General features: G+C 35.0%; 23 protein-coding genes. 11 read left to right on the forward strand and 12 right to left on the reverse strand.

All coding sequences use genetic code 11. From position 1 onward, the window contains the following. Positions 1-135 precede the first annotated feature (135 nt). Together HN014_RS06170 and HN014_RS06175 are read left to right on the forward strand one after the other, a co-directional pair. Positions 136-1,107, forward strand: coding sequence for a glycosyltransferase family 2 protein (locus tag HN014_RS06170; protein WP_176028015.1), 972 nt, complete (start codon positions 136-138; stop codon positions 1,105-1,107). Beyond that, entirely contained in the window at positions 1,070-1,966 is an 897-nt protein-coding gene (locus HN014_RS06175) for a lysylphosphatidylglycerol synthase transmembrane domain-containing protein (protein WP_176028016.1), read from the forward strand. Before HN014_RS06170 ends, HN014_RS06175 begins: the two co-directional genes overlap by 38 nt. A gap of 34 nt (positions 1,967-2,000) precedes the next feature. Here HN014_RS06175 and HN014_RS06180 read toward each other — a convergent pair whose 3' ends face one another. The 5 genes from HN014_RS06180 to HN014_RS06200 form a co-directional block, all read right to left on the reverse strand. Continuing rightward, positions 2,001-2,294 (reverse strand): F0F1 ATP synthase subunit epsilon, encoded by a 294-nt coding sequence (locus HN014_RS06180; RefSeq protein WP_176028017.1) that lies wholly within the window; start codon positions 2,292-2,294, stop codon positions 2,001-2,003. A 12-nt stretch (positions 2,295-2,306) separates the two neighbouring features. Further along, positions 2,307-3,815 carry a F0F1 ATP synthase subunit beta gene (atpD, locus tag HN014_RS06185; protein WP_176028018.1) on the reverse strand — a complete coding sequence of 503 codons (1,509 nt, stop codon included), beginning with the start codon at positions 3,813-3,815 and terminating at the stop codon, positions 2,307-2,309. A 257-nt stretch (positions 3,816-4,072) separates the two neighbouring features. Further along, positions 4,073-5,920 carry a glutamine--fructose-6-phosphate transaminase (isomerizing) gene (glmS, locus tag HN014_RS06190; RefSeq protein ID WP_176028019.1) on the reverse strand — a complete coding sequence of 616 codons (1,848 nt, stop codon included), beginning with the start codon at positions 5,918-5,920 and terminating at the stop codon, positions 4,073-4,075. A 19-nt stretch (positions 5,921-5,939) separates the two neighbouring features. Continuing rightward, positions 5,940-7,595, reverse strand: coding sequence for a DUF4270 domain-containing protein (locus tag HN014_RS06195; protein ID WP_176028020.1), 1,656 nt, complete (start codon positions 7,593-7,595; stop codon positions 5,940-5,942). Between the two features lie 17 nt (positions 7,596-7,612). Further along, complete coding sequence (locus HN014_RS06200) at positions 7,613-8,422, reverse strand: glycogen/starch synthase (RefSeq protein WP_176028021.1); 810 nt, start codon at positions 8,420-8,422, stop codon at positions 7,613-7,615. Between the two features lie 110 nt (positions 8,423-8,532). Here HN014_RS06200 and panC point away from each other — a divergent pair, with 110 nt between their 5' ends. The 5 genes from panC (at position 8,533) to radA (ending at position 13,386) form a co-directional block, all read left to right on the forward strand. Then, the gene (gene panC, locus HN014_RS06205; protein ID WP_176028022.1) at positions 8,533-9,381 is read left to right on the forward strand and encodes a pantoate--beta-alanine ligase; all 849 of its coding nucleotides are present in this window, start codon (positions 8,533-8,535) and stop codon (positions 9,379-9,381) included. Between the two features lie 19 nt (positions 9,382-9,400). After that, positions 9,401-9,751 carry an aspartate 1-decarboxylase gene (gene panD / locus HN014_RS06210; protein ID WP_176028023.1) on the forward strand — a complete coding sequence of 117 codons (351 nt, stop codon included), beginning with the start codon at positions 9,401-9,403 and terminating at the stop codon, positions 9,749-9,751. Between the two features lie 3 nt (positions 9,752-9,754). Then, positions 9,755-10,720, forward strand: a complete 966-nt coding sequence (locus HN014_RS06215) for a lysylphosphatidylglycerol synthase transmembrane domain-containing protein (RefSeq protein WP_176028024.1) — start codon at positions 9,755-9,757, stop codon at positions 10,718-10,720. 40 nt (positions 10,721-10,760) lie between these two features. Next, positions 10,761-11,909: an alpha/beta hydrolase gene (locus tag HN014_RS06220; RefSeq protein WP_176028025.1), complete on the forward strand. Its 1,149-nt coding sequence runs from the start codon at positions 10,761-10,763 to the stop codon at positions 11,907-11,909. A gap of 109 nt (positions 11,910-12,018) precedes the next feature. Beyond that, positions 12,019-13,386, forward strand: a complete 1,368-nt coding sequence (gene radA, locus HN014_RS06225) for a DNA repair protein RadA (RefSeq protein WP_176028026.1) — start codon at positions 12,019-12,021, stop codon at positions 13,384-13,386. 49 nt (positions 13,387-13,435) lie between these two features. On the opposite strand, the gene HN014_RS06230 is transcribed toward radA, so the two are convergent. After that, complete coding sequence (locus HN014_RS06230; protein ID WP_176028027.1) at positions 13,436-14,578, reverse strand: hypothetical protein; 1,143 nt, start codon at positions 14,576-14,578, stop codon at positions 13,436-13,438. A gap of 172 nt (positions 14,579-14,750) precedes the next feature. Beyond that, complete coding sequence (locus HN014_RS06235) at positions 14,751-15,782, reverse strand: aldo/keto reductase (RefSeq protein ID WP_176028028.1); 1,032 nt, start codon at positions 15,780-15,782, stop codon at positions 14,751-14,753. 379 nt (positions 15,783-16,161) lie between these two features. On the opposite strand from HN014_RS06235, the gene HN014_RS06240 reads away from it, so the two are divergent. Then, positions 16,162-16,479, forward strand: coding sequence for a hypothetical protein (locus HN014_RS06240; protein ID WP_176028029.1), 318 nt, complete (start codon positions 16,162-16,164; stop codon positions 16,477-16,479). A 160-nt stretch (positions 16,480-16,639) separates the two neighbouring features. On the opposite strand, the gene HN014_RS06245 is transcribed toward HN014_RS06240, so the two are convergent. Beyond that, positions 16,640-16,939 carry a phage repressor protein gene (locus tag HN014_RS06245; protein ID WP_176028030.1) on the reverse strand — a complete coding sequence of 100 codons (300 nt, stop codon included), beginning with the start codon at positions 16,937-16,939 and terminating at the stop codon, positions 16,640-16,642. 251 nt (positions 16,940-17,190) lie between these two features. On the opposite strand from HN014_RS06245, the gene HN014_RS06250 reads away from it, so the two are divergent. The 3 genes from HN014_RS06250 to HN014_RS06260 all read left to right on the forward strand — a co-directional run bounded on the left by HN014_RS06250 (position 17,191) and on the right by HN014_RS06260 (position 21,818). Beyond that, the gene (locus tag HN014_RS06250) at positions 17,191-19,329 is read left to right on the forward strand and encodes a TonB-dependent siderophore receptor (RefSeq protein ID WP_254884108.1); all 2,139 of its coding nucleotides are present in this window, start codon (positions 17,191-17,193) and stop codon (positions 19,327-19,329) included. 90 nt (positions 19,330-19,419) lie between these two features. Continuing rightward, positions 19,420-20,823, forward strand: a complete 1,404-nt coding sequence (locus HN014_RS06255) for an HmuY family protein (protein WP_176028031.1) — start codon at positions 19,420-19,422, stop codon at positions 20,821-20,823. Between the two features lie 602 nt (positions 20,824-21,425). Further along, positions 21,426-21,818 carry a hypothetical protein gene (locus HN014_RS06260; protein ID WP_176028032.1) on the forward strand — a complete coding sequence of 131 codons (393 nt, stop codon included), beginning with the start codon at positions 21,426-21,428 and terminating at the stop codon, positions 21,816-21,818. 70 nt (positions 21,819-21,888) lie between these two features. On the opposite strand, the gene HN014_RS06265 is transcribed toward HN014_RS06260, so the two are convergent. The 4 genes from HN014_RS06265 to HN014_RS06280 form a co-directional block, all read right to left on the reverse strand. Continuing rightward, positions 21,889-22,848: an OmpA family protein gene (locus tag HN014_RS06265; RefSeq protein WP_176028033.1), complete on the reverse strand. Its 960-nt coding sequence runs from the start codon at positions 22,846-22,848 to the stop codon at positions 21,889-21,891. A 45-nt stretch (positions 22,849-22,893) separates the two neighbouring features. Then, positions 22,894-23,658 carry an exodeoxyribonuclease III gene (locus HN014_RS06270; protein WP_176028034.1) on the reverse strand — a complete coding sequence of 255 codons (765 nt, stop codon included), beginning with the start codon at positions 23,656-23,658 and terminating at the stop codon, positions 22,894-22,896. Positions 23,659-23,867: 209 nt separating this feature from the next. Further along, entirely contained in the window at positions 23,868-24,530 is a 663-nt protein-coding gene (locus HN014_RS06275) for an ATP-binding cassette domain-containing protein (protein ID WP_176028035.1), read from the reverse strand. A 1-nt stretch (position 24,531) separates the two neighbouring features. Beyond that, positions 24,532-24,816: a hypothetical protein gene (locus HN014_RS06280; protein WP_176028036.1), complete on the reverse strand. Its 285-nt coding sequence runs from the start codon at positions 24,814-24,816 to the stop codon at positions 24,532-24,534. Positions 24,817-24,854: the final 38 nt, after the last annotated feature.

Here is a 24,854-nt window from a genome sequence, read left to right on the forward strand (position 1 = left end):
TTATAGAAAAAAACACATAATCCCCCCCCTTAACAATTTCATAATCAATAAAAGATACCTTATCAATTTATTATCCTTAATTGAATATTAACTTGACATTAAACATATACATTTAGTCTCTAAAAAATACATACAATGTATCTTTCACCTTTTTTATCTTTGATAATTCCTGTTTATAATGAAGAAGGAAATGTTCACTTATTAACCGAAGCTATTACCACCTCGCTTCAAGGATATCGTTATGAAATCATTTTTATAGATGATGGCTCCACTGACAATACCAAAAAAGAAATTATACTACTGAATAACCCTGACATTGTCCTCATTGAATTAAAAAGAAATTACGGTCAGAGTTCTGCTTTAGCAGCTGGAATTGCACAAGCTAAAGGCAGTTATATTATTACCTTAGACGGAGATTTACAAAATGATCCTTCTGACATTAAAATGATGCTCAATATTGCCATTCACGAGCAGTGGGATTTAGTTACAGGAATCAGACAAAAAAGAAAAGATACCTTTATCCGAACACTCCCTTCTAAGATTGCTAATTATATTATACGAAAAAGTACAAATCTTCATATTACAGATGCCGGTTGTGCACTAAAGGTTATGACTGCTGAAACTGCTAAAAGTATTCCTTTATATGGGGAACTTCACAGGTTTATTGCCTTAAATGCACATATGGATGGCGCCCGAATAACAGAAGTTCCTGTAAAGCATCATGCCAGAAAATATGGAGCATCAAAATATGGTTTAGGAAGGACTTTTAAAGTTATCAATGACTTATTGCTTATTATTTTTCAAAAAAAATACCTTCAAAAACCATTGTATTTATTCGGGAATATAGGTATGATATTATTCTGTTCAGGACTCTTCATTAACGTATACCTCCTTCTTATTAAACTATTGGGGAGTGATATAGGAAACAGACCTTTATTACTTTTGGGAACATTATTAATTCTCGTGGGAATTCAATTTTTTACCATTGGTATTGTCACGGATCTTCTTATGAGAACATACTATGAATCTCAAGAAAAAACACCTTATAAAATAAGAAAAACAATCACATTTGAAAAAACAAAAGAACCTAGCTTACACGTTTCTTAAACTAGTTATCACTATTGTATTCCTATACTTTGTTTTTTCTAAGATCTCTTTTTACGAAACAATAGAAATCCTTAGAAAATCAAATCTTTCCTTTTTGTTGATTGGGTTGCTGAGCTTTATTATTTCCCAATGGATTTCTGCAAACAGGTTACTAGAAATTTTTAAATCAATTTCTTTCTATTTATCTCCTAAAAGTAATTATCAGTTATATCTCGTCGGTATGTTTTATAACTTCTTTATTCCAGGAGGGATTGGAGGAGATGCTTATAAAGTATATTTACTACAAAAAAAACTACAATGGTCAGTAAAAAAAGTTACTTCATGCATTCTTTTTGATCGTTGTATCGGTTTAGGAGGTCTTCTTATCTTAATTGTAATAATATCTGTTTTCACTCCTGTTTTTAAGAGCTCCAGCTTCTTGTTAAAAGGACTTACTATAGGCTGTCTTCCATTAATGATATCCGCTGGATACCTGCTCACATATTACTTGTTCCCATCGTTTAAAAGCTACTATACAAAAACACTGTTGTTTTCTGTTTTTGTTCAGCTATTTCAGTGCTTAAGCATTTATTTTATTGCCAAAAGCATGTCCATCCCCGACAATTATATTCATTACATTCTTATTTTTTTAGTTTCTTCGATCCTTTCTGTCTTTTCTTTTTCGGGAATAGGTGTTAGAGAACTTATATTTTATCAAGCCTCAGTTATCCTTTCATTAGACACGGCAAAAAGTGTATCCATAGGCACATTATTCTCTATATTAACAGCCTTCATCTCTATATTTGGATGCTTCTATATTTTTAGAAAAGATACCAGTATACATATAAAAGAAAAGCCTCAAAGCGGCATACCGCTTTGAGGCTTTTTATATCTATAGATAAAGAATTATTAGCTTAATCTGCTAAAACAATTACTTTATTATCTTTCATTTCTAGTGTTCCAGATTTGATTGCTAAAGTTAAAATCTTATCATCATCTGCATGAGGAACTAATTTCCCTGAAAGCTCACTTAATTCTAAATGTTGCTTTGTATGAGTATGAATCTGTACTGTTCCTTCGACTAAAATAGAAACAACAGGTGCGTGATTACTCAACATTTGAAATTCTCCATTTAGACCAGGCACTACAACAGAATCAACTTCTGATGAGAATAATACAGCTTCCGGGCTTACAATTTCTAAATACATATATAAATGGTATTAAGCTTCTGCTAACATTTTTTCTCCAGCTTCTATAGCTTCTTCGATAGAACCTTTCAGGTTAAATGCTGCTTCAGGTAAGTGATCTAGTTCACCATCCATGATCATATTAAATCCTTTAATGGTTTCTTTAATATCTACCAATACTCCAGGAATTCCTGTAAACTGCTCTGCTACATGGAAAGGTTGAGATAAGAAACGTTGTACACGTCTTGCACGTGCTACTGCTAATTTATCTTCTTCAGAAAGTTCTTCCATTCCAAGGATGGCAATAATATCCTGTAATTCTTTATAACGTTGTAACAACTCTTTTACACGCTGCGCACAATTATAGTGATCATCTCCTAAAATGTCTGCTGTAAGAATCCTTGATGTAGAATCTAACGGATCTACCGCTGGGTAAATACCAAGCTCAGCAATCTTACGAGACAATACAGTTGTCGCATCCAGGTGAGCAAAGGTTGTTGCCGGTGCTGGATCCGTCAAGTCATCCGCAGGTACATATACTGCCTGTACAGATGTAATAGACCCTTTCTTAGTAGAAGTAATACGCTCCTGCATCGCCCCCATCTCAGTAGCTAATGTTGGCTGATATCCTACCGCAGAAGGCATACGTCCTAATAGAGCTGACACCTCAGAACCTGCTTGTGTAAAACGGAAGATGTTATCTACGAAGAAAAGTACGTCTTTTCCTTGTCCGTCTCCTGCTCCATCACGGAAATATTCTGCAATAGTAAGACCTGAAAGTGCAACACGAGCACGAGCTCCTGGTGGTTCGTTCATCTGTCCGAATACGAAAGTAGCTTTAGAATCTTTCATCGCTTCTTTATCTACTTTGGACAAATCCCATCCTCCTTCTTCCATAGAGTGTAAGAAGTCATCACCGTATTTGATAATTCCTGATTCTAACATCTCACGAAGAAGGTCATTTCCTTCACGAGTTCTTTCTCCTACTCCTGCGAATACAGAAAGTCCTCCGTGTCCTTTTGCAATATTGTTAATCAACTCCTGAATCAATACTGTTTTTCCTACTCCGGCACCTCCAAATAATCCAATCTTACCTCCTTTTGCATAAGGCTCGATAAGGTCGATTACTTTGATCCCTGTAAATAAAACTTCTGTAGAAGTTGATAAATCTTCAAATTTTGGCGCAGCTCGGTGAATAGGCAATCCGCTTTCTCCTTCTTTAGGCAAATCTCCTAATCCATCGATTGCATCTCCAATTACATTAAATAAACGTCCATATACATCTCCTCCTATTGGCATTTGGATCGGTGCTCCTGTCGCAACCACTTCCATTCCTCTACTTAATCCATCACTGGAATCCATCGCAATGGTACGCACAGTATCTTCTCCAATATGAGACTGGATTTCTAATACCAGCTTGCTTCCATCAGTCTTATTTATTTCTAACGAATCGTAAATTTTTGGTAATTCAGTACCGGCAGCGAATTCTACATCGATTACCGGACCTACAATTTGTGATACTTTACCCGTAACTTGAGACATTATATAACTATTTAATGTTTAGTATTTTTCTACTTAAAAAACGACTTTCATGTTATTAAATTAAGTACAAGTCGTTTTCAGGGTGCAAATATAGTTTTTTAAAATGATAAAATAACCTCTTTTATTTTGTTTTTTATATCCTTTCTAAAAAGCATTCTAAAAATATGGCTCTCACCCCTCAACTACGTGTTTTCTTACAAAAAAACCTGTGACTAAAAATTAATCACAGGTTCTTATTTTTATAATAAAAAATGTTATTATTCTACTGTTACTGACTTCGCCAGGTTTCTCGGTTGATCAACATTTTTCCCTAACATTACCGCTATGTGATACGATAATAACTGTAGCGGTATGGTCGTCAACAACGGAGTTAAAAACTCTTCTGTTTCCGGCACCTCTATAACGTGATCCGCAAGATTACTCACCGTATCATCTCCTTTGGTAACAATGGCTATAATCTTCCCTTTTCTGGATTTGATTTCCTGAATATTACTTACGACTTTATCGTAATGTCCTTTTCGGGTAGCAATTACCACTACTGGCATATGCTCATCTATAAGAGCAATTGGTCCGTGCTTCATTTCTGCTGCAGGATACCCTTCTGCATGTATATAAGAGATTTCTTTTAATTTGAGTGCTCCTTCTAATGCAACCGGGAAATTATATCCTCTTCCGAGATACAAGCAGTTTTTCGCTTCTTTATATGTATCAGCTATAAACTTAATATGCTCATTAGACTTTAAGGATTCTTCTACTTTTTCAGGGATACGTTCTAATTCCTGAAGATAGAAATGGAAATCCCCATTAGAAATTGTTCCTTTTCTCTCTGCTAATTTAAGCGCAATAAGAGACAACACTGTAATCTGAGTAGTAAATGCTTTTGTAGAAGCAACTCCTATCTCAGGTCCTGCATGTGTATAAGCTCCTGCATGAGTCTCTCTAGAAATAGAAGATCCTACTACATTACACACTCCAAATACGAATGCTCCTCTTTCCTTTGCTAATTTTATTGCCGCCATGGTATCTGCCGTTTCTCCACTTTGAGAAATAGCAATCACCACATCATCCTGATGAATAACAGGGTTTCTATACCTAAACTCAGATGCATATTCTACTTCTACAGGAATACGAACGAGCTCTTCAAAAATATATTCTGCCACCAAACCGGCATGCCAGGAAGTACCACAAGCAACAATGATAATTCGTTTTGCATTTAATAATTTAGCCAGATTATCATCAATCCCTGCCATTTTTATGATTCCTTCTGCAACTCTCATCCTACCTCTATAGGTATCTAATATTGCATTAGGCTGCTCGTAAATTTCCTTAAGCATAAAATGGTCATAACCTCCTTTTTCTATCTGCTCAAGGTTTATTTTTAATTCCTGTAAATAAGGAGCTACGATACTATCATCATTAATCTTTCTGATTTTAATATCCTTCTTCTTATTTACCACCGCCATTTCTCCATCTTCCAGATAAATAGCATTGTTCGTATACTCAATAAATGGAGAAGCATCTGAAGCGATAAAAAATTCTCCTTCTCCGACACCTATTGCCAGAGGGCTTCCTAATCGAGCCACTACAATTTCGTTTGGTTTCTTCTTATCAAAAACAGCAATTGCATACGCTCCTACTGTCTGATTCAAAGCTATCTGAACTGCTTTTCCAAGCTTAACATCTTCATTTTTCTTTACATCTTCTATCAGGTTCACCAATACCTCTGTATCCGTATCTGAAGTAAATGAATACCCTCTATTTATCAGCTCCTTCCTAAGCGACTCATAATTCTCTATTATTCCATTATGGATGATTACCAGATCACCAGAATTAGAATAATGAGGGTGTGAGTTAACATCATTAGGAACTCCATGAGTAGCCCATCGTGTATGACCAAGCCCTATACTTCCTGAAGTTGATATTTCTTTCTCTAGTTTTTCTTCTAGATCAGCAACTTTACCTTTGGTTTTAGACAATCGAATGTCTTCCCCATCATAAAGTGCAATTCCTGCAGAGTCATAACCGCGATATTCTAATCGCTTTAAGCCCTTTAATACTATTGGATACGCATCACGGTATCCAATATACCCTACAATTCCACACATAGTTTTAAGTTATATTTGATTAGTTCGTTTTTGCTGCTGTATAAAAAATTTCCAGTTTTAATTGTTTATCATCTGGCACATTTTCTCCATATCCGTACAACACTGTTCCTTCGTGAGAAATCAGTGATGACGACGGTACAATATCTTTTTGATCTTCTGGGGATGTAGGGGTAACAGAAGCGTCTCGTATTGAACGTTCATTCACATTTTGTGACACAGATATTCCTAACTTAATGTTTTCTGTATCTCCATTTAAGAGATTGATAATATGTTGTGTTATTCTTATTTTATAGTATTCTCCTTTATCGTCAGTATCTCTGGTAATTCTTCCCAAATGACTAATCCTTGAGTTTACCGGATTATTATCATTATTGGTTCTGTCGGCAATATAATCAACCAGAACTGCTCCTGTATCAGCATCAAACACAAATACCCGTTCCGGCTCTGCTTCTCCAGAGTTTATCTTATCTTGATTAATATACAACTTAATATTCGCTTCATTAATCAACCACTCCTGCTCCTTGAGATACTCTAACTCTGTCATAGGCTCTCCTGCTCCGTTTGTAATCTCATTCCCTTCTGCATCTTTAGCAATCCCCATAAAGAACTCCAGAATCCCATAAGATCCTTGCCCCCCTTTTAGGAATAAATTATCCTCTCCATCAATAAGACCATCTACAACACTCTCTCCAACCAATATCCCTTCAGTAAAATCATTCTCTATTCCATTAAGTATTATTCCGCTATTACCAAAATTAAGCTTAAACTCTTTATCTTCTTGTACTGTTGTCGTTTCTCCATTAGTAGTCTGCTCCTTGTCGTATGTATAATACAATGTGATATCTGCCTGATTAATATTAAACTGAAGCAATGAACCTTTGCCATTAATCGGTGCTACCTTGAAATAAACTCCTCTAAAATAATTATTAAAATTATTCGAATTACTGAGTTCCGGCATTCCTTCTTTATCCAGGATTAATGTTTTAAAATACTCTTTAGACAACTTTAATCTCAGTCTTGGTGCTTGCCTAACCACATCTAATTCATCTCCTTCATCGTCTCCATCTTTCACTCGCAAGATCACTTCATCTTTTTGTGGATAAAACACTGCTTGCTCTGCTAATAAAGTCCCTTCAATTAACGTCTTATTTGCTTTTATATCATCCGCATAATACACCTTTCGGTCATCCGGAGAACCATTTGTCTCGAAAGAACTTAAAAAATAATTAGATTGATACACCGATAACTTTACAGGATCTGTACCGTATAGAGAATCTAAGCGATATTTTTTTTCCACTTCTCCCTCATCATTGGTAGTACTTTCTGTTTCTGTACTAAAATATGGAATTGTTAATACGACACTATCTAATTCCGCATTTGTTCCAAAGGTCGGATTCTGTGTCCCCAGTTGCATTTGGGATAAAACAGTATAGGTAGATGTACCATATGTATCTTCATAAACTCCTAATAAGTTATTAGGTAAATTATTGACCTGCACTCTTTCAAAACGTTTTGAGTATGCCTTCGGAATTGCCGTATAGGAACTATCATTAAAATTGACATCTCCAATAATATTGCTTCCTACAGTACTAAATTCGTCATCACAAGATACAAGTACACTACTTAAAACAACTACAAAAGTTGTTAGTTTCTTAAAACTGTTATTCCAATTCATAATTTAAACAAAGTTCCTTACACAAAAACCTCTGTTTGATAAAAGCTTTCATAAGCTGTAGCAAACTCTTCCGGTCTTTTGTAATCTAATACAGGTTGATCAATCGTTTCTAAATGCTTTACTAGTTCTTCTGAAATTTCTTCCGATCCTACAACCACTGCATCTGAATTATCCACCGCAACTTTCATCAAGTTATCGTACGTTGGGTTTTCCAGCACACTGATTTTTTCTTCAGGAATTCCATCAAACTTTACTTTTTCCTGCATATTCTTGTCTAATGCTCCTTCATAGCCATGACCATATACAGAAGTTACAATTTTACTTTCCGTAAACAAAGGCTCATTTGCGTAGTAATGTCTAAGATATAGCGGCAATAGAGAAGCTAACCAACCGTGCACATGTATGATATCAGGAGACCAGTTCAGTTTCTTGACTGTCTCGATAACCCCTTTAGCAAAAAAGATAGCACGTTCATCATTATCAGGGAAAAGATTCCCGTCTTCATCTGTCAATGTAGCTTTCCTTTTGAAATACTCCTCATTATCTATAAAGTACACCTGCATTCTCTCTTTGGGAATGGAAGCAACTTTTATAATAAGAGGCATATCTAAATCATTAATTACTAAATTCATACCAGACAAACGGATCACTTCATGCAATTGATGTCTTCTCTCATTTATGTTCCCGTAGCGGGGCATAAAGATTCTTGTTTGCCCTCCTTTGCTATTTACCATTCTTGGCGCCTCAAAAGACATGGATGAGATTTCTGTTTCTGGTAAGTAAGGTATTACTTCTGATGATACATACAATATCCTCTTATCTTTCATATAATCGATAATTTTCTTGTCCCTCTAGAATAAATTTTTGGCAAAATTACGAAAATTTATGCAGTCTGCTAGTAATATCTTATTTTTGCACGCCTTTAACATTCAGACAAATGCAAGTACATGTAAAAAGACGGGATATAGAATCCGATGTTGCAATTTTACATACGAATCAAAAAACAATCGGTTTTGTTCCAACTATGGGCGCACTCCACCAAGGGCACATAGCACTGGTTAAGAGAGCCTTAGAAGAAAACGACACGGTTATTGTTAGTATTTTTGTAAATCCAACTCAGTTTAACAATTCCGAAGATCTGGCTCTCTATCCTCGTACTTTACAGTCAGATATTGCATTATTATCGGAAGTATCTTCTGACATAATTATTTTTTCTCCAACAGCGAAAGAGGTTTATGGAAGTACTATGATTTCTACAAAATATGATTTTGGAGGACTAGAAAACGAAATGGAAGGTAAATACAGGCTAGATCATTTCAATGGAGTAGGAACTGTTTTAAAACATTTTTTCTCAATCGTTAATCCTACAAATGCTTATTTTGGCGAAAAGGACTTTCAGCAACTGCAAATTGTAAAAAAGCTCGTCGCTATAGAAAATTTGTCAGTAAATATTATCGGATGTCCGATTTACAGAGAAACATCCGGACTTGCCTTAAGCTCAAGAAACAAAAGACTTACGGAAAAACAGTTGAAAGAATCCCCCTTCATTTACGACACACTTCAGGCTGTCAAAAAGGACTTTGGCATAAAAAATGTTATAACATTAAGAGAATGGGTGTCACAACAATTTGAAAAAAATGATACTTTATCTCTTGAATATTTCGAGATAGCTTCTGTCGAAGACTTAAAATCGGCACATAAAATTGAACCTGACACAAAATATCGCGCTTTTATTGCTGCTTTTGCAGGAGAAGTACGACTTATAGACAACATAGCCCTTAATTAAAAAAAATTACCTTTGTAACATGTATGTACACGTTGTAAAATCAAAAATACACAGAGTCAAAGTTACCGGAGCGGATCTCAATTATATCGGTAGTATTACCATAGATCAAGATCTTATGGATGCTGCGAATATTGTAGAAGGAGAAAAAGTTCAAATTGTAAACAACAACAATGGAGAACGTTTAGAGACTTATGCTATTCCTGGTCCAAGAAACAGTGGAGAAATCACATTAAACGGAGCAGCTGCCAGAAAAGTTGCCAAGGGAGATGTATTAATCCTTATCACTTATGCCATGATGGATATTGAAGAAGCCAAAAAGTTTAAACCTTCTTTAGTATTCCCTAACGAAGAAAACAATTTATTAAAATAAATAGTGAAGCCAAATCTTAGTAAGCTTTTAAAAATCATACTCCCTCTTGGTTTGGGAGTTTTTTTAATTTGGTATTCTATTTCTTCTCTTTCTCCTGAAGAAAGACAAAAAACCCTACAATACATTACTGAAGCAAATCCGAAATGGATTGCTATATCGGTGTTTTTCGGAATTATCTCTCACCTATCCAGAGCATATCGCTGGAAATTTTTACTAGAACCTCTTGGGTATTCCCCAAAACTAGCCAATAGTTTCATGGCGGTAATGGCGGGGTATTTATCGAATCTGGGAATCCCCAGATCCGGAGAATTCTTAAGAGGAGGTATTATTTCTTCTTACGAAAACATTCCTTTCAAAAAAGCTTTTGGAACCATTATTTCTGAACGTGTTATTGATTTACTAATGCTTATTTTAATTATATGTATTGCATTCTTTTATCAATCAACATATTTAGTCCATTTTTTAAGCAACAAAATAAGCAATCCATTTATTACACTTGGTATCTTATTAGCACTAATCTTATCCGGGATTATTTTTTTAAGACTAGCCAGAAAGTCTGAAAATAAATTGATTATCAAAATACGAGATTTTGGCAATGGTATTATGGAAGGTGTCAAAAGCATCTCAAAAATCAAAAAAAAACCTGCTTTTATCTTCCATACACTCTTGATATGGGTCTTATATGTTTCTATGTTTTTTGTCATAAAAAACACAATTCCTGAGACTGCTTCTTTATCCCTGGGACCTATTTTGGTCACTTTTGTTGCCGGGTCTCTAGCAATGTCCACGACCAATGGAGGTATTGGAGCTTTTCCCCTGGCAATATCCTCTGTACTATTGCTTTTTAATGTAGATAAACCTGCTGGCGAAGCTTTTGGGTGGATTTTATGGGGATCGCAAACTGCAATAAATATTATTACCGGAGCGTTATCTTTTTTATTTCTTCCGATATTAAACCGAGGGAAATAATTTCTTATCTTGCTCCGTGCTTAACCTTAATTGTCTACTCATGAAAAAAAGTATTATCCTACTTCTAGCATTCATTATCACAGCCAGCTCATATGGCCAGGTAATCTATGAAAAGTTTAAATCTATAAAATTAGATCAAACCCGGGAATTAAAAATCCAACTACCCAGAAATTATAAAAAGAACGAAGATAAAATCTATCCGCTTATTATTGTATTAGATGGTGATTATTTATTTGAGCCTGTAGTAGGAAATGTTGACTACTTCTCTTATTGGGAGGACATGCCTGAATCAATTGTAGTAGGAATAAACCAAGACAAAACAAGACAAGAAGACTCCCGATATGACTTAGCTGATTTCCTTCCTGTAAACAAAGGCGCCGAGTTTTATGAATTTATTGGTCAGGAGTTATTACCTTATTTGGATCAAACATATAGAACAGCACAATTAAAAATCATTGTTGGGCATGACCATACTGCCAACTTCATCAATTATTTTCTTTTTAAAGAAAACCCCATCTTCCACGGGTACATTAACTTAAGCCCAGATTTGGCACCTAACATGAAAGACCGCATCATAGCTGCCTTGTCTAATAGAACATCAGATACCTGGTTCTATATGGCAACCGGAACACAGGATGTAGAAAAAATAAGAAACAATGTTGTCGGCTTAGATGAAAAAATCAAAGAAATCGATAATGACAATGTAAAATATTTCTTTGACAATTTTGAAGAATCCACTCACTACACACTGGTAGGAAAAGCAATTCCCAGAGCATTAGAAGTTATCTTTGAAATGTATCGCCCAATCAGCAAAAAGAAATACAAAGAGGTTATTCTACATCTGGAAACATCCGCTTATGAATATCTTACTGATCTATACAAGACAACAGAAGAATTATATGGTATCAAAAGAAAAATACGGATCAATGATTTTATTGCTATCTCAACAGCTATAGAGAAAAATAAAAACTGGGAAGAGCTAGAACCTTTAGGAAAACTTGCCAGAAAAGAACACCCTGATACTATGCTTGGCAATTACTATTTAGGGATGTATTACGAACAAATAGGGGAACCCAAAAAAGCGATGAGAGCATACGAAAATGGTTTCCTACAAAGTGAAGTCGCGTTTTTGACAAAAGACTTTATGCTGGAAAAAGTAAATAAAATTAAGGAAGATTTTGGTTGGTAACCAAATCAAGATAAGTTTAAAGAAAGGCTCTAAATTATAGAGCCTTTTTATTTGGAAACACCTTATCAAAAAGAAATAGTAGTATTTTTACCCACAACAGAATTCTTTTATGGCTAAGACTAAAACAACTTTTTTTTGTCAAAATTGCGGAACTCAATACTCCAAATGGCAAGGACAATGTTCTTCTTGCAAAGAATGGAATACTATCGCAGAAGAGCTGGTACAGAAAGCAGAAAAAAATGACTGGAAAACCCCTGAAAATGCAAAAAAAACAAAACGTTCTTCCAAACCATTAAAGATTTCAGAGATCGATACTTCTCATGATGCGAGATACAATACGAATGATGCAGAGTTAAACAGAGTTCTAGGAGGCGGACTTGTTCCCGGGTCTTTAACGCTATTAGGAGGAGAGCCTGGAATAGGAAAAAGCACCTTATTATTACAGATCAGCCTCAGGCTTCCTTTCAAAACATTATATGTATCCGGAGAAGAGAGTCAGAAACAGATCAAAATGAGGGCAGAGCGTATTACTGCCAAAACTGATAATTGCCTGATTCTCACGGAAACAAAAACACAGCAAATTTTTAGACAGGTAGAAGCAATCAACCCCGATATCCTGATTATTGACTCAATACAAACACTTCACAGTGATTACATAGAAAGTAGTCCAGGTAGTATTTCTCAAATACGAGAATGTACTACTGAGCTTATCAAATTCGCCAAAGAAACCGCAACTCCCGTCATCCTTATTGGACATATCACCAAAGATGGACATATCGCAGGACCTAAAATATTAGAACACATGGTAGATACAGTCCTTCAATTCGAGGGGGACAGAAATCATGTATATCGGATTCTGAGATCTTTAAAAAACAGATTTGGGTCTACCTCTGAACTAGGTATTTATGAAATGCTCGGAAATGGATTAAGGGAAGTAACAAACCCTAGCGAAATATTAATCTCCAAAAAAGAAGAAGCCTTAAGTGGTACTGCCATTGCTGCCACAATAGAAGGAATGCGTCCCCTATTAATCGAAATACAGGCACTTGTTAGTACAGCAGTATACGGAACCCCGCAACGAAGCAGTACAGGCTATAATGTAAAACGATTAAATATGATCCTGGCGGTACTAGAAAAACGTGCTGGTTTCAGGCTTGGAGCCAAAGATGTTTTCCTCAATATCACCGGGGGAATCTCTGTGGATGATCCAGCCATTGACTTAGCCGTTGTAGCAGCCATTCTCTCTTCTAACGAAGACATTCCTGTTCCTAAGGAATACTGTTTTGCTGCTGAAATTGGCTTAGCGGGAGAAATTCGACCTGTGAGCAAAGTAGAACAACGTATTCAGGAAGCAGAAAAATTAGGGTTTTCTACCATTTTTGTTTCAAAATACAATAAAATTTCCCTAAAAAATACCCAAATAGAAATTCAGTTAGTGGCCAAAATCGAAGATATAGCCGCCTATCTTTTTGGATAATAAAAAAAGAAAAGAGATGCCTAAAAGCATCTCTTCTTTTCTTTCGTATTTATGGGTTATATATATTGACAGTATTTCCATTATCTTCTAACGTTTGTATATCATTTTCTCCTTGCGCTGAAGGAGCCCCCACCATAGAAATATCTTTCCCAGTTATAGCCGGAGTAATCGATACTAAATGTGCCAAAAAAGCATCTATATCTGCTGTTTTTAATCGTCCATTTGAAATATTAACCCTTTCAAAACTTGTTAACGATGATAATTTCAGGCTATTTATATCATAAGGAACACCATTGATCCAATCATAATATATAGAAAACCCTTCTTCTAAAGACTGTAATTTAGAAAAATCAATGTCTTGCAGGTTATTATTTCTGGAAATATAAGAATCCTTAGCAGTCTCTAATACAGGAAAAGAAACCCCTAAAAGGCTTTGATGATTACTAATATGAATCCCATCTTCTAGAGTTATCAACGCTGGAAAATCTAATTGCTCTATCGCAACATTATCATAACATCTTATCGAGTTCGCTCGAGAAAGTTCCGGAAACTCCATAGCTATTAACGCCATATTATCACTAATGCTTATACTGGTTTCCAGGTTCCCTTTTAAACGAGGAAAAGAAACACTTTCCAGTTTTTCGTTATTATCGATGTACACTGTTCCAAATGCTTCTTCTAAGTTTAAAGAGAGTGCTGTTATCTTCTTGTTATTCGTAAAAAGAAAACTTTCTACCGACGATAAAGATGCCATATTAACCTGCTCTAACAATGGGTTTTTGTTTATTTTCACAAAGTCATACACCTCCTCTAAGCCTTCTATCTCAATAGAGGTCAACTTCTCATTATTGTTAATTTCCAGACGAACTAAGTCAACTGCTTTTGTAATGTGCAATCTGGTTAGATTACTCGTGTTTTTTATTAATATTACTTCCGTATATTCATTAATATCTTCCAGTTTTTTTGCCGCAGCATCATCTGTAATATCTCCGCTTAGCACAATATAGGTAGAGGAGCCCCCATCTTCTCCATCCTCACCATCTTTTCCATCTTCTCCATCTTTTCCATCCTTGCCGTCTATACCGTCTATACCATCCTTACCATTTTTTCCATCTGCCCCATCTTCAGAACACGAGAATAAAACTCCTGCAAAAACAAATAAAAACATCTTAATCAGTAACTGTTTTCTCATAATATTCGATTGATTTTTAAAATTTTCAAACGAAATATACAGTCCTTCAAATTTCTTTTATTACAATCTTCTCTCTTTTTGCAGTCTTTTCAGTAAACAACCTTGTCTATTTATAAACAAACATATTTTCTCGTTCAATTCCAACATTATACCTCCTTCAAAAAAGATATTTTTAAGGAGCTGGGTTAGGATTATCCGCATGTACTGCATTAATTTCTTTTAGAATTTCTTTCGACAATGTTAGATTAATACTATCAATATTTTCTTTTAATTGTGCTACAGATGTTGCCCCGATAATATTACTTGTTACAAAAGGTCGGTCTGTAACAAATGCCAAAGACATCTGCGTAAGACTAATCCCATATTTTTTGGCGATCTCATTATAGGCACGCGTCGCCTTAAATGAATTCTCATTATGATATCTGGAATATTGAGGAAATAGTGTAACTCTTGCATTTTCAGGAGTGGCGTCTAAATACTTTCCAGTCAATTGTCCAAAGCCTAAAGGAGAGTATGGCAAATGTCCTACATTTTCTCTATGCAACACCTCAGTCAACCCTATTTCATCTTTTCTGTTTAACAAACTGTATGGGTTTTGAACCGTAATCATTTTCGGAGCACCTTTTCGGGCTTCTTCAATATAACGCATCACCCCATAAGGTGTCTCATTAGACAATCCTATATGCCTTATCTTACCAGACTGTATAAATCCTTCCAAACTTTGTAATACTGCCGCGAAATTATCCTCCCAAAGCTCTTTTTCGTAATGACTATATCCTAATTTGCCAAAAAAATTCGTATTTCTTTCCGGCCAATGCAATTGGTATAAGTCTATATAGTCTGTCTGCAACCTTTCTAAACTTTTATGTATAGCGTCTTCGAACTCAGATTTCACAAACTTACCTTCTCTTATATGTGCTGTAAACTCTGCAGGACCAACAATCTTAGAAGCAATTATCAGCTGATCTCTATTCTTGTTCTTTTGCAACCATGAACCAATAATTTTTTCCGTACTCCCTTGTGTTTCTTTTCTGGAAGGAATGGAATACAATTCTGCGGTATCAATAAAATTCACCCCTTGACTCATGGCATAATCCAATTGTTCATGCCCTTCTTTTTCTGTGTTTTGCTCCCCCCAGGTCATCGAACCTAAGCAAATTTTACTCACCTTAATATCTGTATTCGGCAATTTTGTATATCTCATCTCTATAGAATTAAGTAATCATATCAATTTTGTCTTCCCAAAAATACATAATCTCTTTTAGGGGGTACCTATAAAAAAATCCCCTTTTTATGCACTTAGTGAGATTTAAAAACTTCGACACTTGTACCGAAAAATTTATAGTAGTTTCCCTTGAATACTTTGTAGCACTACTCCAAGGCAGTTGATTGCTTTTTTGGGAAGAAATTCCACAACTACATGATTCTTTCCACAATAAATTTTAATTCATTAAAAAACCCAAAAAACACTAATTAACTGAAAAACAGAAAGATGGGTGTTGCAACTACTTTATTCTTCCTTTTGGAACAGTTCTTTCTCTGATATAAGCGAATTAACCTAATAATTAAAAATTTCAAGACTTATGAAAAAGCTAAGCATTTTAATCGCGGTATTTGTTGTTTCTTTCTCTTCAACAATCATAGCTCAGGGATCTCAGACTGCACCTGCTATAGAAGAAGCAGTAATAGAGGTAGCTCAGGAAAAGTATACAAAAGTAGCAACTGATCAGGTTTCTAATGTAGTAAAAGCTGCGGTAGAAAAAGATTTTGAAGGAGCTACAATAAAAGAAGCCTTCCAGGATGAAGAAGGAAACTTCAAATTAGTTCTAGTGATAGGCGAAGAAACAAAAACAGTATACGCTAATAAAAACGGAGAATGGTTCAACCCTAATAGTAAATAAGAACTCTTATAAACCAAGCTATTCTTAATACCTATAAAAAGAACTTCTGACGAAGTTCTTTTTTAGTTTATATCTTCTTTACACCTCTCCATGTATAATGCTATTGATGAATGAAATTTATTAACTCTGTGAAATAAAAAAAGCGCTATCCGCGCTACTTTTATGAAAGTGGTAAAATCTCGACCACTTTTCCATATACATTCTTCGTCCATCCATTAAGATGTCCTTTATTATTACCTATCAAAACGCCTCTTTTTATATTCTTTGCCTTTACCAGGTGCGTAAAACAAGTACCTCTTACCTTGCAAAAAACAATATCTCCTGGTTCGCAATCCATCCAGTCAGCAGGTACCAAGACAACAGCTTGCTTAGATTTCAAAATAGGTAACATAGAATTTCCTGGTTCTTTGGAGATAATCGTTTCTCCATTCAATAGTTTTTGAATCTTCCAATTCATCATAAAATAGTTTTAAAAATTAAACATTAATTCAAAAACTATGGAGTACAAAGAAATTTCATTCTTCCAGAACAGGTAACTAGAAAATCTTTTCTAGTTACCGACAAATATACCATTTTTCAAAAAACTCACTTCCCTGCCAAAAAAAGAGAAGGGAATTTTCCCACAAATCCGATACGTTAAAAACATTAATTTTATTTAGACTTAATATAAATAAGATATATATTTGCATCATAAAACAAAGAATAAAACTAATGACACGTTTAAAATCATATCTATTCTTGAGCCTGGGAGTACTTACAGCTCCTTTGTTTGCTCAGGAAAATAAACCCCAAGATTCTTTAAACATCGAACGTCTGGACAAAGTTGTAGTGACAGGTCAGTACAACCCTCAATCAGCAAAAAAATCAGTATTTGAAGTAAAAACAATTACACGATCCGAAATAGAAAATCAAGCGGGGAATAATCTTGCCGACATATTAAATACCACCCTCAATCTAAATATCATCCCCAATACATCTTCCGGAAAATCGGGAGTAAGCCTTTTTGGTCTGGACGGGCAATATTTTAAAGTCCTTATTGACAATATTCCTGTCATTAATGAAGAGGGAGTAGGAAACAACACCGATCTTACCTTAATAAATCTAGACGATATAGAGCGCGTAGAAATTGTCGAAGGATCCATGGGAGTACAATACGGATCTAATGCTGTTTCCGGAATTATAAATATTATTACCAAAAAACAATCCATACACAACTGGGAAATTGACGCTTATATTCAGGAAGAAACTGTCGGAGAAGAATATGAATTATTCGATAAAGGGCGACATGTTCAATCTATAAAAATCGGTCATAATCTCACAGATGAAATCTATTGGAATGCCTCTTATACTCATAACGATTTTGGAGGTTTCTGGAACGATCATCAAGGAAAAAACTACGATAAAGATGATGGATTGAGAGGGCATGAGTGGCTCCCTAAAGAACAACATAACGGAAATTTACTAGTCAACCTAAGCAGAGAGAACCATCGTTTCTTCTATAAGTTTAATTATTTTAATGAACGAATTGAAAAATTTGATAAAACGGTAAACCTTAACCCTAATGCAGCAACGCAAACAATCGATCCTGTAGGGTTAGATGAGATCTTTACAAATAACAGATACTACCATCACATCAATGGATTTGGAACGATTTCCGGTCAAGCCAATTACAACATCTCTGTTTCGTACCAGCAACAGCAAAAAGACTTGGAACGATATACATATCGAATCAGAAAAGATCAAAAGCTAAACAGAGATAGTCAGGAATACCTAAAAAGATCTGCACTGTTCTCCAGAGGTACCTTTAATAACATTATAAGTTCGAATACCCTTTCGCTTCAAGCTGGATATGAACTTACTTTAGAGGAAGGAAATGGTTCTCCATTTGCTATCACAATTGCCCCAGGGCAAGAAGAAGTAAAAAGAAGCTTAGATAACTATGACATATTTGCCTCGTCAGAAATCAACCTTTCGGATCGATTCTCTATTCGTCCGGGAGCACGTATTTCTTTTAGCAGTATTTTCGAAAATCAATATACCGGATCTTTAAGCTCCAAGTACCTATTCAAAAATAACATAGAACTAAGAACTGTTATTGGTACTGCTAACAGAACACCTAATTACAATGAACTATTTACATATTTTGTAGATGTTAATCACAATATACAAGGAAACCCAGGTCTAGATCCTGAACAAGGAGTATCTGCTTTTATACACCTTAAAAAACAATCTTGGTTAGCAAATGATAAATTAATATTGAGCAATAAAATAAGTGCTTCATATCTGGGATTAAAAGACAGAATAGAACTAATTGTTGTAAACAGAACCCCTCTAGCATATCAATATAACAACATTGACAGTTATAAATCTTTTGGTGTATTTTCTGAAAACACCCTAAGATATGGAACTTTCTCTGCTCAGGTAGGAGGGTCTCTTCTTGGAATTTCCAAGATACTGGACAGCAAAGTAAACTCCAAAGATGATTTCTTATACAATCTGCAATTAAATGCAAACCTGGAATATTCGGTTCCTAAATGGAAAACTGTATTCGGTGTTTATTTCAAGCATATTGGTCAGCAACATCAATTTCGTGAAGAAACCAACGAAGAAGGGAATCAAGTATTTGTAAAAGGAACTACTGATGCCTATAGCTGGATGAATACGACCATCAGAAAGTCCTTTCTGTCGAATAAAATACATGCCACATTCGGAATCCGCAATCTGTTTGATGTGAGATCTATAGATACCAATGCGCTTTCCGGAGGAGCACATAGTGGTCGCCCTACAAGCATTCCGATTGCTTATGGAAGATCTTATTTCTTAAAACTAGCATACGATATCAACCTTTAATAAAAAGACAAAAAGCATTCGATCATTTCGATATAACCAATGATAAAAAGAATGACTGATTGCATCTGACAACTCATAAAAAACTAACAGATGAAACTCATAAAAAAAATAACCTTTGTTCTATTTTATGGAATAACACTACTATTATTTCAGGCATGTAGTGATGATGAGACTCTTACTCCTGATCCTTTTGTTGTTGCTTTTAAAAACCTCTCCTCAAATCTTTCGGAGATTCCCAATCAAACAGAAATCAAACTTGTATATTCTGAGGTAGCTGAAGAAAACGGTAGTTTTACTATTTCCATAGATGCCAAAAATGCACGTTACGGTATTGATTTCACCACGGTTCCTGAAGCTGTAAACAATCAGATTAAATTACCTATCACTATTGGAGAAACTGCCAGTAAAATTGTCTTCAAAAAATTGAGTCCTTATATGGATGAAACTACGGATATCAAACTTAATATCGCGAACATCAGTTATAACGGATCTAATATACAAGGGAATATTGAATATGCCCTAGGAACATCTCCCTCTCTGGGAGGAAATATACAAGTTAATGTTGGGGGTCCCAATCAACCCAATCAAGCTTTTATTGATCTTAGTAGCGGAATTGCCACTACTCCAAGAAGGGATTCCTGGGATTTAGGTTTCTACGGAGGAGCACACTTCAGAGTTACGATAAACGGAGCTCTATATATGGCTACAAAAGCCTTAGATACTGACGATATCGATAGTGTCAATGAAGCTTCTGTCATTGCTATACAACCAGAAGTTGCTGTAGGGACTTTCAGGGCAGATAATATTGCATATATTGACGCTCCTAACGGAAATATACTAGAAACTGCCATTGCAGAAATTTCTGTTACACCTTCTGAAAATAAAGTATACCTTCTTAATTTAGGAAGCGAAGTTAGCACAGAAACTCCTAAACCTGGAAGCGTAAGTATCTCTGGAGGGAAAAGAGGCTGGAAAAAGATAAGAATTACCAGAGAAGGGAATGAATATATTCTTCAATACGCAAACTTAAATGACACTACCCATCAACAAATCCGAATCAGCAAGAATGCAGCTTATAACTTTACCTTTTTTAGCTTTGAAAAGAATGCAGTAGTTCCTGTAGAACCGGAAGCATCTAAGTGGGATGTAGGATTTACCGTATTCACCAATGCAATTACCGGATATGGTTCTTATGGGTTTTCGGATTTTATCATTCACAATAGAAAAGGAAGTGTCACTGCCTATAGAGTCAATACGGAAGATATTCCTTATGAAGACTTTACATTAACGAGTGTAGAGGATACTCTTTTCTCCGAAGACCAAACAGCTATTGGAAGTAGCTGGAGAAGTGTTTTTAAGAAAGTGGCACATTCAGATCGTTATTACATCCTTAAAGATGCTAATGGCAATATCTATAAAATAAGATTTACAGCCTTAACCAATAGTGATGGGCTTAGAGGCTACCCTGAATTCGAATACAAATTATTACAATAAACTATAACACCTTTCATCTATGACAGCAGGAAAAGGGTAAAAAAAGAACTAATCTCGAGCAACCGATGTTTTGTTAATTGATACCCCAAATCGCCCCCCTTTTCCTGCATTTATACAAAAAACTAAACCCAGCACACAAATAAAAATGTACTATCGTTTAACCCTCAAAACAGTTCTATATGATCATACGATGAAATTTTATTAGCCAGAATATCAAAAAGAGATCTTATCTGTTTTTTCCTTTTTTTAAAATGTATTTTATATCTATGTTTCATGTTTGTTGCTAATTATTCATAGAAATTAACGAATCCACCCTAATACATTTGTAAAAAATAAAAACATGAGAAAGATCTCTTTCTCTTTTTATCACGAAAAACTATAGTACCAGTACTGTATTATCCTGAAAATCTTTTAATACAAAAAATCCTTTCATTATATTTTTCAATTCATGGCATACTTTTTGGTTTTTGTTAAATAAATTAACTACTTTACATCATGTTTAACCTACATAATTAACAATAAAAGGATCTTTGTTCCGTTTAGAAATGCGTGAAACTGATCGTAGTAGTTTTTATTAATCATTTTATAACACCCTCAATATCATGAAGAAAATTTTTCTATTTTGTTTTGTTTTTACTTTGGGACTTACTTCCCAAGCTCAAGAGAACTGGTCTACCTTAATGGAGGTATTTGATCAGGTATATTCTGTTGCTACAGATGTTGGAAAAGAAACAGACAAAGTTATTGCAAAAGGAAATGTTATTTCCATTGTTAAAGAAAACGGAACTGTATCCCTACAAAAAAAGAGAGATAAGTCCGTTCCTATTGAATTCTATGAGTATGTACTTGTAACTACTACAGGAAAAGAAATTAAATTAGACAAAATGCAATCTGAAAAAGTCATCGAAAAGTTTCAGGTTGTACTCCAGCGAGTGAAGGAAAGTCTGAAAGAAAATAACTCTAAAGAAGTAGAGAGTATACTTAACAGTTTATAAACTTCCTACTTACAGCATAAAAAAACGCCTTGGGTTCTCCAAGGCGTTTTTTTATATGATCATTATCGTATTAAATATCGTTCAACAGTTTAGAAATTTCATCCAGCTTAGGTGTCAATATTACTTCTATTCTTCTGTTTTTAGCTCTTCCATCTGTGCTGGTATTCGAGCTTACCGGAGAGAACTCTCCTCTTCCTGCTGCTGTCAGGTTCTGTGGATCTATTTTTTTGTTTTGCAATAAAATATTTACAATTGCTGTCGCTCTTTTAGTAGAAAGATCCCAGTTCCCTTTTAGTTGTCCATTTCCGGTATAAGGAACATTATCTGTATGTCCTTCAATCAGTACTGCTATATCAGGGTTTTGCCCTAATACAGTTCCTAATTGATCCACTGCCTGTTTTCCTTTTCCTCCTACTGCCCAGCTTCCTGAGTCAAACAACAGTTTGTTCTCCATGGAGATATATACTTTTCCATTTCTTTCTTCTACTGTAAGTCCTTTTCCTTCAAAATTTCTCAAAGCTTTGGAAATAGATGCTTTTAACGCCTGCATTTTGGCATCTTTTGCTGCAATTAACCCTTCTAGTTCATCCACTCTTTTTGACCTCAATGCCAAATCTTTTTGAAGCTTTTCTAATCTTGTTCGTTCTTTTGCCAATGCATTTTCTTTCTCCTCCAGTTGCTTCAGTAATTTTCTGTGCTGCCTACTGTTTTCCGCCATCGCCTCAGAACTATTCCTTCCTAGTGCATCAAAAGAATCTTCCAGCTTCTTATAGTTTGCTGTAGCATTATCATATTGTTGTTGTAATGCATCTCTTTCTTCTTGTAATTTTCGAAAATCGCCTCTTAGTTTTTCTAAATTTGCTTTCTCCCTGTTATTCTCATCTGTCAGGGATGCATATTTATCATTCAGCTTTCTATGATCTCGCTTTAATCGCGCATATTTATTCTCCAGTTCTCTATGTACTTTTGTTGAGACACACGATGTCGCTAATGCGCCAATCATTGTAATCACCAGCCATCTTCTAATCATTATTCTTCTGTTTTATTGTTTTATTGTTTTTTCAATCACCTCTTATCACACTGATAATTCTACTACTATAGGGCAGTGATCACTGTGTTTTGCCTCCGAAAGAATAACTGCTCTGGAGAGTTTCTCTTCTAGAGGCTTTGAAACCATCCCATAATCCAAACGCCATCCCTTATTATTTGCTCGAGCATTTGCTCTATAGCTCCACCATGAATATTGATGCGGTTCATTATTAAAATACCTAAATGAATCTATAAACCCACTGTCTATAAAAGCACCTATCCACTCTCGTTCTTCCGGCAAAAAACCTGAGACATTTTTATTTCTAACCGGGTCATGGATATCAATTGCCTGATGACAAATATTGTAATCTCCGCAAATAACAAGATTCGGCAGCTCTTTTTTTAAGGAGTTAATATACTCCTGAAAATCTGCCATATACTTTAGTTTGTGTTCAATTCTGGCAACATTCGTCCCACTGGGAAGGTACAAACTCATCACAGATACTCCATCGTAATCAGCCCGTATATTACGACCTTCACTATCCATATAATCGATGCCTGTACCATACTCCACATGAGTGGGTTCTGTTTTTGACAGAATCGCTACTCCACTATATCCTTTTTTCTCTGCGCTATACCAATATGTATACGGGTATCCTGCTTCTTTAAAAACTTCCAAATCTAACTGGTCTTTTGTCGCTTTGATTTCCTGTAGACAAATAACATCCGGATTTGCCTGTTGCAACCAATCTATAAATCCTTTTTTGAGGGCAGCTCTAATTCCATTTACATTATACGATATGATCTTCATTGATTTCTTTTTTATCACTACAAACTAAGTGCATCTACATTATAAATAAACAACTGGAATGTCTATTGAGTGACTATTTTTATCCTAAACAAAATTAAACTGTAGTCCAAAATTAACAGACATCTAATACCACATTCCTAATTGCTAAGATATTCTAAAAGCTACTATATTTCCAAAGAAGTAACCTGCGAATATCACGTCTTATTTGACTACCGAAGATATCCTGCTATTTTCAAATCATCTGCTGAATTAATTGGGATCAACTTTCTATCTTTTACCAAAATATTACGATCCGATATTGTTAATACATCCTCATAATAATGATCGGTAATAATGATTCCTTTTTCTTTCTTGGCGGACAATAACAATTCTTTTATTCTTTCTTTATACAATGGCTGAATCATAGAAAAAGGTTCATCCAGCATCAAAAAAGGATGATCGCAGTTCATTAAAAAAAGAACCTCCAGATATCGTAGCGACCCCAAGGATAATTTTCCTACTCTCGTTTTTTCGAGTTTATGTACTCCTGGAGCATAAAATATTGCATCTTGCTTCGCTTCTTCCGGGAAAAACAAAGGGATGAGATTCCTGACACTTTTTTCTTTTGGCAAAAAAGAATTTTGCGGCAAGTACCCTATCTTTTTCTCTCTGATTATTTTTTGAAAGGTCATTCTTTTACCATCTATTAACACCTGTCCTTCATCTTTTTTAATCACTCCATAAATACATTTAAGCAGCGTAGATTTTCCGGAGCCATTTCTGCCAAATAAACCAATAATCTCTCCAGAATAACACCATAAAGAGATATTTTTCAATATAGGTACTCTGTTAAACGATTTATGCATCCCTCCTATAAACAATGCCTGATTCATCTTATATAAAAATTACGGTTATACCAGTAAAAGGAATAAGCAAACATCCATGTAGCAGAAGTACTTTTTTTAATAAATCTGTTCTGGTAAACCCCAAATTATAATACATATAATATTCCTGCTTTTTAAATATTTGAAACCCGATCAATCCAATAACAATCCCTATTGTAAAAAAGAATAGTATTGCCCAAAAAACGCCAAACAGGTATCCGCTTAACAAGCAAAAGAGAAGGTTAAATAGATTAATCTCATAATAATATTTCAGAATGGCCCTATAATATTTCATATATGGTATTGCTTTTCAATACTAAATACCTCAGAAAA

It is taken from the genome of Aquimarina sp. TRL1 (genome assembly GCF_013365535.1).
Classification (GTDB): domain Bacteria; phylum Bacteroidota; class Bacteroidia; order Flavobacteriales; family Flavobacteriaceae; genus Aquimarina; species Aquimarina hainanensis.